The sequence below is a fragment of the Xanthomonas sp. GW genome, from assembly GCF_014236815.1.
In the GTDB taxonomy this organism is placed as follows: Bacteria; Pseudomonadota; Gammaproteobacteria; order Xanthomonadales; family Xanthomonadaceae; genus Xanthomonas_A.
Map to the genome: position 1 here is coordinate 3,099,102 of NZ_CP051189.1, position 14,470 is coordinate 3,113,571.

Consider the following 14,470-nt stretch of genomic DNA (forward strand, 5'->3'; position numbering starts at 1 on the left):
TCCCACACTCGTGCATTTCCCATGCCGTCCATGGCGCAGCATACCGGCTCCGGATACGCCTGCCCGGCCATCCGTGGCCGGGCGTTCGGGAACGCGCGAGCCAGTGGCTCGCAAGCGCGTCCGCTCACCCCTTCACGCTACCCAGCAGCAAGCCCTGGATGTAGTAGCGCTGCAGCGCCAGGAACAGCGCCAGCACCGGGATCACCGTCACCACCGCGCCGGCCATCATCATTTCCACGTCCATGATGTGCTCGCGCGACAGCGCCGCCAGCGCCACCGGCAAGGTGTAGTGCTCCTGGTCGGTCAGCACGATCAGCGGCCACATGAAGTCGTTCCACGCGGCCATGAAGGTGAAGATGGTCAGCGTCACCAGCACCGGCTTGAGCATCGGCAGCACGATCTGGAAGAAGATGCGCAGCTCGCCCGCGCCGTCGATGCGCGCGGCCTCCAGCAGTTCGTCCGGGATCGAGCGCGCGTACTGGCGCACCAGGAAGATGCCGAACACCGTCGCCAGCGCCGGCACCACCACCCCGCCGAAGTTGTTGACCAGGTGCAACTGCTTCATCAGCAGGAACAGCGGCAGCATCGCCACCTGCGCCGGGATCACCAGCGCCGCCAGCAGCACCTGGAAGATCCGCTCCTTGCCGACGAAGCGCAGCTTGGCGAAGGCGTAGCCGGCCATGGTGTTGATCAGCAGCGAGCCGAAGGTGATCGCGCACGACACCAGCAGGCTGTTGGCGAAGTTGCGCGCCATGCCGGTCCGCGAGAACAGCTCGCCGTAGTTGGCCAGGGTCGGGCCGGTGGGCAGCATCGGTGGCGGGAAGCGGCTCGCCTGCCCCGCCGGCATGAACGACACCGACACCATCCACAGCAGCGGCGCCAGGCTGACCAGCGCCAGCACCAGCAGCCCGCCGTTGACCAGCAGCGTGTTCCAGCGCGACGCGCCGATTTCGCGGCTCATACCAGGTCCTTCTTGCGGCCGAAGCGCAGCATCACGGAGGTCACTCCCAGGATGATCAGGAACAGCAGGAACGCCACCGCCGACGCGCGGCCGAGGTTCCACCACTTGAAGCCTTCCTCGAACATGAAGTACAGCACGCTGACCGTGCTTTGCAGCGGGTCGCCGCGGGTCATCACGTAGGGTTCGGCGAACAGCTGGAAATAGCCGGACACGGTGATCACCCCGACCACCAGCAGCACCGGCCCCAGCATCGGCAGGGTGATGTGCAGGAATTGCCGCCACTTCGAGGCGCCATCGATGCGCGCGGCCTCGTACAGGTCCTGCGGGATGCCCTGCAGGCCGGCCAGGAAGATCACCATGTTGTAGCCGAAGTTCTTCCACACCGCGAACAGCATGATCGTCGGCATCGCCCAGTGCGGGTCGCCGAGCCAGTCGATCGGGCCGATGCCCAGATGGCTCAGGCCGTAGTTGACCAGGCCATAGCTGGTGTGGAACAGGTAGCGCCAGATCACCGCCACCGCCACCAGCGTGGTCACCACCGGCGCGAACAGCGCGGTGCGGAACAGCGGCTTGAACCGCGCCACCGGCGCATTGAGCAGCAGCGCCGCGCCCAGCGAGGCGCCGATCGACAGCGGCACGCCGACGATGACGAAGTAGGTGGTGTTCCACAGCGACTTCCAGAACATCTGCGTCTGCAGCAACTCGATGTAGTTGCCGAAGCCGACGAAGCGCAGGTGGTTGCTGTCGGCCAGCGAGTACAGATCGAAGTCGGTGACGCTCAGCGCCAGCGCCGACAGCACCGGCAGGCCGAAGAACACGCCGATCACGATCAGCGCCGGCCCGGCGAACAGCCAGCCGGCCAGGGAACCGCGCTTCATGGCGCCGCTCCCGCAGCCGGCGCGGCCGCTGCCTGCGGATGCTGCTGCTGGTAGATCCAGCGCCGCTTCTCCAGGATTTCGTCCACACGCTTGTCCAGGTCCTGCACCGCCTTCTCCTGGCTTTCGCCGCCGCGCACCACGCGCTCGGTGACCAGCCGCATTTCCTGCACGATGCGCTCCCACTCCAGCACCTTCGGCGCCGGCTTGACCCGCTCCAGCTGGTCGCGGAACGCGTGCGCCAACGGATCGTTGGCCAGCGACGGATACTCCCAGGTGCTGCGCCGCGGCGGCATGTCGCCGATCAGCGCATGGAAACGCGCCTGGATCTGCGGTCGCGACAGGAACTCGATCAGCTTCCACGCCGCGTCCTTCTGCTGCGACTTGCGGAAGATCACCAGACTGGTGCCGCCGGCGATGCCGGCGCCCGGGCCGCTCGGGCCCGGCAGCGGCATCGTGCCCCACTGCCCTTTCAGCGCCGCCGGCTCCAGCTTGCGGAACTCGCGGATATTCCACGGCCCGGAGATGTAGAACGCGTAGAAGCCGTTGAAGAACTCGTCCCACACGTTGGAGATCTGGGTCTCGGACATCTTCGGCGCCCAGCCCTGTTCGAACATGTTGGCGTAGAAGCCCAGTGCCTTGCGGAAACCGGGGCTGCGGAAATTGCCGTAGTTGTTGTGGTCGCGCAGCAGCGGATCGTCCAGCTGCAGGCCCAGCGACAGCTGCTGCTCGAATTCGTTGATCGGCATCAGGATCGCGTAGCGCTTCGGCCCCACGTGCTTCTTCACCGCGGCCATGGCCTGCTCCCACTCGGCCCAGGTCTGCGGCAGCTTGTCCACGCCCGCGTCCCTCAGCATGTCCTTGCGATAGAACAGCAGGCGCGTGTCCACGTACCACGGCACCCCGTACAGCTGCCCGTCGATGACGCTGGTGTCCCAGATGCCGGCGAAGTAGTCCTTCGGATCGACCACCTTGGATTTATCCACGTAGGGCTGCAGCGGCTGCAGCGTATCCAGCGCGGCGAACTCTGGGATCCAGGTGTTGCCGAGCTGGCACACGTCCGGCAACCCGTCGGCGGCGAACGCGGTCAGCAGCTTCTCGTGCGCGGCGGTCCACGGGATGTTCTGGATGTCCACGTGGATGCCGGGATTCTCCTTCTCGAACTCGGGGATCAGTTCGGCCACCACCTCGGCCTCGCGGCCCATCGCCCAGAACCGCACCACCTCGCCCTGCGGCGCGCGCGCGCAACCACAGACGGCCAGCACCAGCAGGCCCAGCGACAACCACCGGCGAATCGGCAATGCGCTCATTGCGAATTCTGCGGTTGGCGTTGCGCGGGATTGGGCTGCGCTTCGGCGGACGCGGCACGCGACTCGGCGATGCCCAGCGCGCGGGCCGTGGCGGCCTGCTCGTCCTTCTTCGGCAACGGCTGGGCTTCGCCTTCCGGGGTCAGCCAGCCGCCGCTGAAGCCAGCGCGCTCCAGGCCGGTACGCAGGTACTTGTTCTTCTTCATCACGTTCCAGACGAATTCGTTGCGGTAGTTGGCGATCATGGTGACGATCGCGCCCTGGTCGATGCCGATGTAGTCGCCGGCGACCCAGCCGCGGTTGGGCAACATGCGCCCGGTCTTGAGCGGGATATCGTAGTTGAAGCTGGGATTGAACGAATCCAGGAAACCGTAGCTGGAATAGATGTAGTCACCGAAGCGCTTGTGCATTTCCTGGGTGGCCGGGATCACCACTTCCGGCGCGAACACGATCGAGGACACCGCCGCGGTCGGCGCGATGGTGCCGTCGTCGAAGGCTTCGAACAGTCCGGCGCCGCGGGTGCGGTAGTGGAAGAACTGGCGCTGTTCGCCGCGGTAGTCCTGGGTGGTGTTCTGCGGGCCGTCGCTGGCGGTCAGGCCCCACACGTTCTCGCCGTACTCCTTCCACTTCATCGGGTTGTCGATGGCGTACTCGCGCTGGGCGAGCGTGGCGCGGCGGCTGTTGAGGAAGTAGTCGATGCCGTGCTCGCGCATGTACTGGTCCTGGATGTCGCGGAAGTCGATCCAGACGTGGTTGTACTGGTGCGCGAACAGCGGCCCGAACGCCAGATATTCCTGGCCGTAGTACACGCCCCAGTCCTTGTTGTAGGTGCGGGTCCACTCCAGCCAGGCATCCGGTTCCACCGGATGGGTCGGCGAGCCCAGCGCCAGCAGGTAGACCATCATGCCTTCGTTGTAGCCCATCCAGTCGTGCTGGATGAAACCGCGCTCGGGGTACCAGCCCATCGTGATCAGCGGCGTGCGCTGCTGCATCCACTTCCAGTCCACGCGGCGATACAGCGTGTCGGCGATCTGGCGGATCTCCTTCTCGTCGGCGCTGTCGCCTTCGTAGTAGGACTGCGCGAACAGCACGCCCATCATCAGCAGCGCGGTGTCCACGCTCGACAGCTCCACCCACTGGTCGTAGCGCAGGCCTTTCTGCATGTCCAGGAAGTGGTAATAGAAACCCTTGTAGCCGGCGCGGCCAGTGCGCTGCGGGCCGACCGGCACGTCGCGCAGGAAGCGCAGCGTGGTCAGGGTGCGTTGCACCGCCTGCTCGCGGCTGATCCAGCCGTTCTCGTAGCCGATCGGATACACGGTGAGCGCAAACCCGATCGAGGCGATGCTGGCGAACGGGCGCGACGGATAGCGGTCGACCGCCAGGCCGTTCTGCTCGTTGGTGGTGTCCCAGAAGAACTGGAAGGTGCGCCGTTCGATGTCGTCGAACAGCGGCGGCAATTCGGGCTTGACCAGCTTGGGGGGCAGTTCCGCTTCGATCAGGATCACTTTTACCGGCTTCTTTTCCGCTACGGAGGGCTCCTCGGTTTTCTTGCAGGATGCCAGCAGCGCGACCGCCGCCAGCAGCAGGACCAATGGTGAGCGTGCGACGCTGCCCAGTTTCATGCCTTCGACACCCCTGTGAAATCGTTTACATGCATGTGCGAAATTATCCTACTTCCCGCCTCGCCGCGACCACCCTAAACGTTCCGGGGTGGCCGCGGCAAAGCCTTTACCAATCCAGGCCCAGCGACAGCTTGGCGGTCCGGGTCGCGTACTGGTCGTAGCCGGTATAGGTGCCGCTGTCCCAATCGACGCTGTAGGAGTCGTAGTTCTTCCAGTTGAAGACGTTCAGCACATCCAGGCGCATCTTCAACTTGACGTTGGAACCGGTGTCCCACACCTTCTGCGCCGCCAGGTCCAGCTGCTTGATGCCCAGCGTGGTGTCGGGATGGAACTGGCGGATGCGGCACTGCCCGTCCGACGGGCAATAGGTTGTGTAGTAGTACTCCGGCGTGGACAGGGTCAGCTTGCCGGAGAACGTGGTGTCCCAGGGACCGTCGGCGACGCCGCTGACCACCAGGCGGTGCCGCGCGACGCCGCCGGAGGTGAACCAGCCGTAGCCGGCGAGCGTCGGGTAGTCCAGCGCATAGTGCTCGCCGAACTGGCGGTTCTCCTTGGCGTTGCTGTAGGTGTAGGCGAAGTTCACGCTCCACGGCGATTCGGAGGTGTACGGCTTCTCCAGGCTCAGCAGCAGCGAGTTGTTGCGCGTCTCCAGGCCGTTCATGCCCAGGATCAGCGAACCGTAGCCCGGTACGCCATTGCTCCACGGCGAACCGGAAATGGTGCCTTGCTCGAAGAAGCTGCCGTCGGGCAGGCGATTGCCGAGCAGGAACACCAACCCATCCTTGGACACGATGCGCTGCAGGGTCACCGAACTGTTCCAGTCGTAGCCCAGCATCTGGAACGTGTCGCGGATGCCGAGGCTGAACTGGTCCGAATACGGCACCTTCAGATTGTTGGCCAGCAGATCGACCTCGCGGCCGGCCGCCGAGTTGTTCGCCACCAGCCCGTCGAGCGTGGACTGCTGCAGCAGCGAATCGTCCCACTCCAGGCAATTGTTGACGCCGACCGTGCACGGATGCGCGGCGGTGTTGACCGAATAGCCGTAGCTGCCGTAGGTGGCCTTGGTCTGCTCCAGCGCCAGGTAGTCGAACAGGTTGCGGTCGTAGGAGCGCCCGGCGCCGCCGAACACCACGTGCTTCTGGTCGCCGGTCAGGTCGTAGGAGAAGCCCAGGCGTGGCTGCCAGGCATCCTTGAACGCATGCCGGTTGCTGCCGTCGCTGATGTAGTTGGCAATGTCGATCCCGCCCAGCGCCAGCGTCTGCGCGTAGCTCTGTCCGGTCGGCGCGTTCGGATCCTGGCCGTAGATGGCCGCCACCACGTCCGGATCGGTCACGTAGTTCAGGTAGCTCGGCGTCTTTTCGTAGTCCCAGCGCAGGCCCAGGTTCAGGGTCAGCCGGTCGTTGACCTCCCAGTCGTCCTGGAAATAGAGGCCGAACTGCTTGTTCTTGGAGGTCAGCGCGCCCTGGCTGGTACCGGTGAGGCCTGAGGCGAAGCTGATGTAGTACGGCACCGTGGTGCTGTCGTTGATGTCGTAGTAGTACTGCGGGTTGTACGGCTGCTGCTCGAGCGTGGTCAGCTCGACCTGCTTGTACTTCACGCCCATCTTGAGGGTGTGGCCCTCCCAGCCGGAGAAGGTCAGGTCGTCCTGGAACGAGTGGCCGGTCTGGCCCTTGTGCTGGTAGCCGCCCGAGCCGGCGCCGGTGGCCAGGATCACGTTGCCGGTGTTGCCGGCGCCGTCGGTCAGCACATAGCCGTCGCCGAAGTTCTTCGGCTCCAGCGACCAGAACGCCTTCTCGTAGGTCAGGTGCGCATCGTTGAGCCAATCGCCCATGGTCAGCTGCCAGCGCAGGTCCACCCGGGTTTCGTCCACCTGGTTGTCGGTGGCATAGGACTCGGTGTTCTGCGCGCCGATGTTGCCCAGGCCGGTTTCCTCGCGGCGCTTGGCGGTCAATTCGAGCAGGTTGTTGTCGTCGATGGCCCAGTCGATCTTGCCGAAGTACAGGTCCTCGTGGAACGGCACGGTGCTGTTGCGCACCGCCGACTGCACCGACGCGGGCAGTTCGGCCACGGTATAGCCCTGGCCCGGATACACGTCCTGCGGGGCGGAGTAGTCCTTGCCCTCGTAGGTCACGAAGAAATGCGCCACGTCCTTGACGATCGGGCCGCCGAACGAGAAGCCGTACTGCTCGTCCTTGGAGCGGTCCTTGCTGCCCTGCTCCTTCTCCGACTCGCGCGCCGCGCGCCAATCGGAATTGCTGTAGTCCCAGAAGAAGCTGCCGTGGAAATCGTTGCCGCCGGACTTGGTCACCGCCGACACCGCCGCGCTGCTGAGCTGGTCGTACTCGGCCTTGTAGTTGGAGGTGATGACCTTGTATTCGCCGATCGCCAGCTGCGGGAACGGATTGCCGCGGCTGGAGTCCTGCCCGGTGATGCCGCCGGCCAACACGTAGTTCTTCTGGCCGACGCCGTCGATGAACACGTTGATGTTGTTCGCGCTCTGCGCGCCGGACTGCAGCTTGGTCGAGCCGTCGCTGGGGCTGGTCTCGAACACCATGCCGGGCACGGTGTCGGCGAAGGCCAGGAAGTTGCGCGAGCTCTGCGGCAAGGCCTCGATCTGGCGCGTGGTGACGTAGGTGGCCACCTCGGAGGTCTTGGTTTCCACCGCCAGCGGCGCGGTGACCTGCACCGTGTCCAGGGTGGTGGCGCCGCCGCCAGCGGCAGTGCCGGCGCCACCGGCGGCGAGATTCAGCGTCGCCGCCTGGCCGACCTGCACGGTGATGGTCTGGCTGCTGGTGCGCTCGCCCGCCTGCACGTCGACCCGGTAGGTCCCCGGCGGCAAGCCGGCGACCGAATAACTGCCGGACGCGGTGGTCTGGACGCTGCGGCTGAAGCCGGTCGCCAGGTTGGTCGCGGTCACTTTCGCGCTGCCGGCAGCGGCCGAATCGGCCGTCACCTGGCCGCGGATGGTGGCGGCGGTGCTCTGCGCGAGCACCGGCGCGGCGGCAAGCAGCAAACAGCCGGCCAGTGCGCAGGCAAGTACGCTGCGTTGCGGCCGGCACGTCGATTGAATGGAATGTTTCATGAAACCCTCCCGGGGTTCTTCATGTTCTGGTTGCAGAAAGAGCGAAGTGGCCGAATACGAGAAACAAACAAATCCAACAAGTGACGCATCAGCAACAGCGACACGGGCAGCGACGACGTTGCGCGGCCCACGTTTTTCCAACGTTTCCACCGGCACTGCTAACGACGCGCGGCAAGGCCGCAATCGGGTCGCCGAGCGCCGCGATTCGCGCTGCGGCAGCACCGCATCTACGACTACGCGCTGTTTCGACCTCGTGCGCGTCCCGGCAATCGCGTGCATCCACACCAAGAACATGTCCCTGCAACCGCCGCGGCCCCCGAACGGCGTCGGGAGCCGCGGCGGCTGGAATCACCAGTTCAGGCCGAACGACAGCTTGAACGTACGCATCGGCGACGCCAACACGCCATTCGCGGTGCCGTACGACGTGTTGAGGTCGTCGTAGGTCCCGGTATCGGTGTTGTAGTCGGCGTAGTTGGTCCAGTTGAACAGGTTGATGACGTCGGCGCGCACGTTGAACTTGATGCCCGCGCCGGTATCCCATTCCTTGTTCGCCGCCAGGCTGAATTCCTTGTAGCCCAGCGTGGAATCCGGCTTGTACTGGATGATATAGCACTGGTCGTTGCCGGCCAGGCAGTTGGTGCCGTAGCGCGGCGTCTGGCTGGCCAGCGACAGCTTGCCGGACAGGGTGATGGCGTACGGCAACTCGTAGATGCCGGTCACCACCAGGCGGTTCTTCGGGATGCCGCCGGCCTCGCGCCAGCCATAGCCGGCCATCGACGCCTGGTCCAGCGCGTAGTGCTCGCCGTACTGGCGGTTTTCCTTGGCGTCGGAGAAGGTGTAGGCCACGGTCAGGCCCCAGCCCGACTCCTTGTCGTACGGCTTGTCCAGCTTCAGCGCCAGCTGATTGTTGCGCGTTTCCAGGCCGTTGGTGCCAAGCACGATCGCGCTGTAGCCGTTGGGCGAATCGGTCGGCACGCCGGAGGTGGTGCCGGGCAGGAAGAACGAACCGTCGGCACGGCGGTTGCCGCGCAGGAACACGAAGCCGTCCTTGCTCACGATCCGGCTCAGGGTCACGTCGGTGTACCAGTCGTTGCCCCACAGATGCACCATGTTGCGCATGCCGATGCTGAACTGGTCGGAGTACGGAACCTTGATGTTGTTGTCGATCAGGTAGATCTCGCGGCCGCCGCCACCGGTGTTGCCCGACGCCAACCCGTCCAGGCCGGCCTGGGTGGCGTAGCTCTCGTTCCAGGGCACGCACGGGTCGCCCAGGCACGGGGTCGCAACGCCATTGTTGTTGACGCTGTTGAAGTAGTAGCTGTACGACTTGAAGCTGTTGTTGAGCTGCTCCAGCGCCAGGTAGTCGAAGATGTTGCGGTCGTAGGCACGGCCGGCACCGCCGTAGATCACGTGCGCCTGGTCGCCGAACAGGTCGTAGGAGAAGCCCAGCCGCGGCTGCCAGGCATCCTTGAACGCCTTGCGGTTGTGGCCGTTGCTGATGTAGTTGGAGATGTCGTAGTTGGCGTTGTCCAGGTTGCTCCAGCTCTGCAGCGCGCTGGCGACGTCGCCCGGGGTGACGAAGTCGAGGAACGAGGGGGTCTTCTCGTAGTCGTAGCGCACGCCGAGGTTGAGCGTCAGGTGCTCGTTGACTTCCCAGTCGTCCTGCAGATAGATGCCGTACTGCTTGTTCTTGGACACCACCGAACCGCCGCTGGTATCGCCCCAGCGCACCCGGTACGGCGTGTCGGTATCGGTCAGGATGTTGTAGTAGTACTGCGGATTGGCCGGATTGATCTGGGTCGAATCCAGCTCGATGTCCTTGTACTTGAAGCCCATCTTGACCGTATGGCTGCCGTGCCAGTCCATGCTGTTCAAGGTCAGGTCGTCCTGCAGGGTCCAGCCTTCCTGCCCCTTGTTCTGGTAGCTGCTGCCGGCGCCGGCGGTGAGGATGGTGGTCTCGTTGCCGGCCTGCGGCACGTACGACAGCACGTAGCCGCTGCCGTTGGTCAGCGGATCCTGGGTCCAGTACGCGCTCTCGTAGCTCAGGTTCAGGTCGTTGAGGAACGCGGCGCCGGTGTACTGCCAGCGCAGGTTGGCGCGCTTCTCTTCCTGACCGTTGGTGCTGCCGTGCTGGTAGGTGGTGGTCTCGCCGATGTCCGACAGCTCGTCTTCCTTGCGGTACTTGCCGCTCAGTTCGAACAGGCTGTTGTCGCCGAGGGTCCAGTCGATCTTGCCGAAATACAGGTCTTCCTTGAACGGGGTGCTGTAGGTGGTGACCAGCGGCTGCAGTTCGCCCGGCAGCTGATCGACGCGATCGGCATAGATGCCGCCCGGGATCACCGTATTGGGCGTGGTGTATTCCTTGGCCTCGTAGGCGACGAAGAAGTGCGCGCGATCCTTCAGGATCGGGCCGCTGAACGTCGCCCCGTACTGGGTCTCGGAGAAATCGTCGCGCTTGCCGGCCTCGCGTTCCAGCGGGCTCTCGGCGCGCCAGTCGTCGTTGGTGGTATCCCAGAAGAAGCTGCCGTGGAAATCGTTGCCGCCGGACTTGGTCGAGGCGACGATCGCCGCGCTGCTGACCTGGTCGAACTCGGCCTTGTAGTTGGAGGTGATGACCTTGTACTCGCCGATCGCCGACTGCGGGAACGGATTGCCGCGGCTGGAGTCCTGGCCGCTGACGCCGCCGGTCAGCACATAGTTCTTCTGGCTGATGCCGTCGATGTAGACGTTGGTGCCGTTGGCCGAGGTCGCGCCGGAGCGCACCGTGGTGTTGCCCTTGGCGTCGCGCTGGAACTGCACGCTCGGCACGCTATCGGCCAGTTCCAGGAAGTTGCGCGTGGCCTGCGGCAGCTTCTCGATCTGCACGTTGGAGATGTAGGTGGCGTTCTCGGAGGTGCGGGTCTCCACCAGCACCGGCGGCGCAGTGACCTGCACCGCGTCGAGCGTGGTGGCGCCTTCGCCGCTGGCGGTGGCGGCCGGCGCGGCGCCGCCGAGGTTCAGCGTCGCGGTCTGGCCGACCTGCACGGTGACGTTCTGCGAGGTGGTCTGGCCATTGGCGGTCAGGTCGATGCGGTACGAGCCCGGCGGCAGGCCGCCGACCGCATAGCTGCCGTTGTTGACCTGCACGGTACGCGACAGACCGGTCGCCAGGTTGGTCGCGGTGACCTGCGCTTGCGCCGACGGCGCCGATTCCAGCGCGACCTGCCCACGGATCGTGGCGGCGGTGCTCTGCGCGAACGACGGCGCAGCGCTCAGCAACAGGCAACTTGCCAGGGCACAGGTGAGAAGCTTGCGCGCAGGCCTAGCCGTGGTCTGAGTACGATGATGCATGAAACCTCCAGGGTGGTTCTTGGTTGGTGTTGCGATTGCTTGAAGCAAGCGAAAAAGTGCAGCAAGTGAAGCGTTACGAACGACATGGCGACACCGGCGACGACGACGTGGCGTCACCTATTCCTTCCCGACCTTGCGACTGGAATCGCGCACGACGAGCAGCGGCGTCAGCGTCTGCCGCAGCCCCTCGTCGTTGCCCGGTTGATCGATCAACTGCAGCAGACGGCGCATCGCCTGCTCGCCGAGGCCGGCGATACTCACCTGCATGGTGGTGAGAGACGGGTGAACGAAACGCGCCAGCGGGATGTCGTCGAAGCCGGCCAGCGCGATGTCGTCGGGCACGCGCACGCCGGCCTGGGCGAAGGCGTACAGGCAGCCGAGCGCGGTCATGTCGTTGGCGGCGAACACCGCGTCGGGCAGCGTGCCCGACTGCAGCATCGCCTGCCCGGCACGATGGCCCGAGGCTTCGTCGAACTGTCCGGGAAACTCCTGGCCCTGCGCCTCGCCCGGATGCGCGGCGATCGCGTCGCGGAACCCGCGCAGGCGTTCGCGCGCATCGAAGTTCAGTTCCGGGCCGCCGACGAAGGCGATGCGGCGATGGCCCATCGCCAGCAGGTGCTCGGTCATCGCCATCGCGCCGGCATGGTCGTCGATGCTCAGCACCGGATACTCGGCGCCCGGCAGATAGGTGTTGATCAGCACCGTCGGCAACGCCTGCGGCAGGTTGTCGGTGAGAAAGCCGGGACGCTCGGCGTACGGCGACAGCACCAGCAGGCCGTCCACGCGCCCGCGCATCGCGCGCAGCGCGCGGCCCTGCTCTTCCGGATCGCCGTGGTAGCTGGACACCAGCAGATGCTGGCGGCGCGCGCGCGCCGCGCCGTCGATGCCGCGGATCAACTCGGAGAAGAACTCGCCGTACAGGTCCGGCAGCACCACGCCCAGGGTCTGGGTGCGGCGGCTGCTGAGGCTGCGCGCGGCCGCATGCGGGCTGTAGCGCAGCCGCTCGGCCACTTCCAGCACCAGCGTGCGCACCGGCTCGGCGACGTTCTCGTGCCCGTTGAGCGCACGCGACACCGTGGCCACCGATACCCGGGCCTCGCGTGCGACATCTTTGATGGTGACCGCGCTCTTCGCCATCATGCCGCCCTCCGCGGCCGAGACATTGAGAAACTGGCGCGGACTGTAATCGTTTTCAGGACGAGGCAGAAGCCTTTTGTTATTTTTTCAATAAAAACTTTTAAATTCAAACACTTGATCCGCCGCCAAATCGCCAGAACCATGACGCGGCGCAGCATAATTACGGCTTGTATCCCGCTTTTGCTCGGCGGCCGCGGCATTCGCGCGGCGCCCCGGGCGGTCCGCCACGAGCGGCCTGCGCGACCGATCAGGCGGTGTCGCGCGGCGCCTCGGCACGGATCGACAGCGCGTGGATGTCGGTCTGCATCATCGTGCCGAGCGCGGCATAGACCGCGCGGTGCCGGGCCAGCGGCGCCATGCCGGCGAAGGCCGGACTGACGATGCGGACATTGAAATGACCGCGCCCGTCGCGCGCGCCGGCATGGCCGGCATGGCGGTGGCTGTCGTCCTCCACCTCCAGCGCCTGCGGCGCGAACGCAGCCTGCAGTGCGGCGCGGATGCGCTCGACCCGGCCCGCGGCCGTCTCGCTCAGGGCAGGCCCGCTCACGGCAACGTCTTCCGGAACGGCCGCACTTCGACCCGCGCGTAGACGCCCGTCGCCACGTACGGATCGGCGTCGGCCCAGGCCCGGGCCTGCGCCAGCGAGTCGAACGCGGCCACCACCAGGCTGCCGCTGAAACCGGCCGGACCCGGGTCCTCGGCGTCGATCGCCGGGCATGGACCGGCCAGCAGCAGGCGTCCGGCCTCCTGTAAAGCCTCCAGCCTGGCCAGGTGCGCCGGCCGCGCCGCCGCCCGCCGCGGCAGCGCATCGGCGCCGTCGTATCCCTCGATCACGTACCACATACCGCCACCCGCCTTTCGTTTCGCATATGAACCCCGCACAATTCTAGCGCCACGGCGCTGGACACCGACCCGGCTGGCGCATTACCCTTGGTTCCATTGCACGCGGCCGGATGCAGCGGCCCGTCGGTGATCGGCTCCCCCAGCCCCTTCCGACGACCGATTCGCTGCCTGACACCGCCCGCGCAGACGTCACTCCTCAAGCTGTTCCGTCGCCGCGACTCGTGCGGCGTACGCCTTGTGTCCTGTTGAAGTGTGGATCGCGTTGCGGGGATGACGCGACGTGAACTGCAGTACTGCTGGCAAGGCCCCGCGCCGGATCGCCCCTGCCCGGCCCTTCGCTACCGCAACACCTGATGTACCTGACGTCCAACTGATGACCTCCGAACTCGCGCTCGACGCGAACCCGCCAATCCAGCAGACCGCGCCACAGCAGCAGGAAATGCCGCTGGCGGTGGTGCATGGGCAGCCGGTCCTGCAGATCCCGCAGGACCTGTACATCCCGCCGGATGCGCTGGAAGTCATCCTGGATGCGTTCGAAGGCCCGCTGGACCTGCTGCTGTACCTGATCCGCCGGCAGAACCTGGACATCCTGGACATCCCCGTCGCCGAGATCACCCGGCAGTACGTGGACTACATCAACGTGATGCAGGAGCTGCGCTTCGAACTGGCGGCCGAATACCTGGTGATGGCCGCGATCCTGGCCGAGATCAAGTCGCGGATGCTGCTGCCGCGGCCGCCGGCGCAGGAAGGCGAGGAAGCCGATCCGCGCGCCGAGCTGGTCCGCCGCCTGCAGGAGTACGAACGCTTCAAGCAGGCCGCCGAGGACATCGACGCGCTGCCGCGGCAGGACCGCGACACCACGCCGGTGCAGGCTCATGTGCCGGACCGCGCCGCGGTGAAGCTGCCGCCGCCGGTGGAGTTGAAGGAGATGCTGCTGGCGCTGTACGACGTGCTCAAGCGCGCCGAGCTGTTCAGCGGCCACGCGATCAAGCGCGAGGCGCTGAGCGTGCGGCAGCGGATGGGCGATGTGCTGAGCCGCCTGGACGACGGCCGCTTCTACCGTTTCGAATCGCTGTTCAGCGCCGAGGAAGGCAAGCTGGGCGTGCTGGTCACCTTCCTGGCCTTGCTGGAACTGGCCAAGGAACAGCTGCTGGACATCGTCCAGGAGCCGATGGATCAGGTCGTTCGCAACGGCGAACGGCTGCCGCTGGCGCCGATCTACGTCAAGTCGCTGGCGCTGGGCAACACCAACGAACCGCTGCAGTTCAACAGCGAGTTCGACGATACCGACGCCGCCAACGACCCTACCTGAG

10 protein-coding genes are annotated in these 14,470 nt (G+C 65.7%); 1 reads left to right on the top strand and 9 read right to left on the bottom strand.

Going from position 1 to position 14,470, the window contains the following annotated elements:
• Window positions 1-124 precede the first annotated feature (124 nt).
• The 9 genes from HEP73_RS13340 to HEP73_RS13380 form a co-directional block, all read right to left on the bottom strand.
• Complete coding sequence (locus HEP73_RS13340; RefSeq protein ID WP_004426956.1) at window positions 125-961, bottom strand: carbohydrate ABC transporter permease; 837 nt, start codon at window positions 959-961, stop codon at window positions 125-127.
• Entirely contained in the window at window positions 958-1,839 is an 882-nt protein-coding gene (locus tag HEP73_RS13345; protein WP_185813146.1) for a carbohydrate ABC transporter permease, read from the bottom strand. The genes HEP73_RS13340 and HEP73_RS13345 overlap by 4 nt, the downstream gene beginning before the upstream one ends.
• Entirely contained in the window at window positions 1,836-3,146 is a 1,311-nt protein-coding gene (locus HEP73_RS13350) for a sugar ABC transporter substrate-binding protein (protein ID WP_185813147.1), read from the bottom strand. The genes HEP73_RS13345 and HEP73_RS13350 overlap by 4 nt, the downstream gene beginning before the upstream one ends.
• Window positions 3,143-4,765: a glucoamylase family protein gene (locus HEP73_RS13355; protein WP_185820350.1), complete on the bottom strand. Its 1,623-nt coding sequence runs from the start codon at window positions 4,763-4,765 to the stop codon at window positions 3,143-3,145. The genes HEP73_RS13350 and HEP73_RS13355 overlap by 4 nt, the downstream gene beginning before the upstream one ends.
• A gap of 106 nt (window positions 4,766-4,871) precedes the next feature.
• Window positions 4,872-7,847, bottom strand: coding sequence for a TonB-dependent receptor (locus HEP73_RS13360; protein ID WP_185820351.1), 2,976 nt, complete (start codon window positions 7,845-7,847; stop codon window positions 4,872-4,874).
• Between the two features lie 348 nt (window positions 7,848-8,195).
• A complete protein-coding gene (locus tag HEP73_RS13365; protein ID WP_185820352.1) occupies window positions 8,196-11,177 on the bottom strand; it encodes a TonB-dependent receptor in 2,982 nt (993 codons plus the stop codon).
• A 117-nt stretch (window positions 11,178-11,294) separates the two neighbouring features.
• Window positions 11,295-12,314, bottom strand: a complete 1,020-nt coding sequence (locus HEP73_RS13370) for a LacI family DNA-binding transcriptional regulator (protein WP_185823417.1) — start codon at window positions 12,312-12,314, stop codon at window positions 11,295-11,297.
• A gap of 247 nt (window positions 12,315-12,561) precedes the next feature.
• A complete protein-coding gene (locus HEP73_RS13375) occupies window positions 12,562-12,861 on the bottom strand; it encodes a BolA family protein (protein ID WP_458309621.1) in 300 nt (99 codons plus the stop codon).
• Complete coding sequence (locus HEP73_RS13380; protein WP_185820353.1) at window positions 12,858-13,157, bottom strand: YciI family protein; 300 nt, start codon at window positions 13,155-13,157, stop codon at window positions 12,858-12,860. The genes HEP73_RS13375 and HEP73_RS13380 overlap by 4 nt, the downstream gene beginning before the upstream one ends.
• 373 nt (window positions 13,158-13,530) lie before the next feature.
• Here HEP73_RS13380 and HEP73_RS13385 point away from each other — a divergent pair, with 373 nt between their 5' ends.
• Window positions 13,531-14,469 (top strand): segregation and condensation protein A, encoded by a 939-nt coding sequence (locus tag HEP73_RS13385; RefSeq protein WP_179563987.1) that lies wholly within the window; start codon window positions 13,531-13,533, stop codon window positions 14,467-14,469.
• Window position 14,470: the final 1 nt, after the last annotated feature.

What these genes read in the sequence shown, in the direction of transcription:
- HEP73_RS13340 (WP_004426956.1), bottom strand. Translation starts at nt 961, where the DNA reads ATGAGCCGCGAAATCGGCGCGTCGCGCTGGAACACGCTGCTGGTCAAC.
- HEP73_RS13345 (WP_185813146.1), bottom strand. Translation starts at nt 1,839, where the DNA reads ATGAAGCGCGGTTCCCTGGCCGGCTGGCTGTTCGCCGGGCCGGCGCTG.
- HEP73_RS13350 (WP_185813147.1), bottom strand. Translation starts at nt 3,146, where the DNA reads ATGAGCGCATTGCCGATTCGCCGGTGGTTGTCGCTGGGCCTGCTGGTG.
- HEP73_RS13355 (WP_185820350.1), bottom strand. Translation starts at nt 4,765, where the DNA reads ATGAAACTGGGCAGCGTCGCACGCTCACCATTGGTCCTGCTGCTGGCG.
- HEP73_RS13360 (WP_185820351.1), bottom strand. Translation starts at nt 7,847, where the DNA reads ATGAAACATTCCATTCAATCGACGTGCCGGCCGCAACGCAGCGTACTT.
- HEP73_RS13365 (WP_185820352.1), bottom strand. Translation starts at nt 11,177, where the DNA reads ATGCATCATCGTACTCAGACCACGGCTAGGCCTGCGCGCAAGCTTCTC.
- HEP73_RS13370 (WP_185823417.1), bottom strand. Translation starts at nt 12,314, where the DNA reads ATGGCGAAGAGCGCGGTCACCATCAAAGATGTCGCACGCGAGGCCCGG.
- HEP73_RS13380 (WP_185820353.1), bottom strand. Translation starts at nt 13,157, where the DNA reads ATGTGGTACGTGATCGAGGGATACGACGGCGCCGATGCGCTGCCGCGG.
- HEP73_RS13385 (WP_179563987.1), top strand. Translation starts at nt 13,531, where the DNA reads ATGACCTCCGAACTCGCGCTCGACGCGAACCCGCCAATCCAGCAGACC.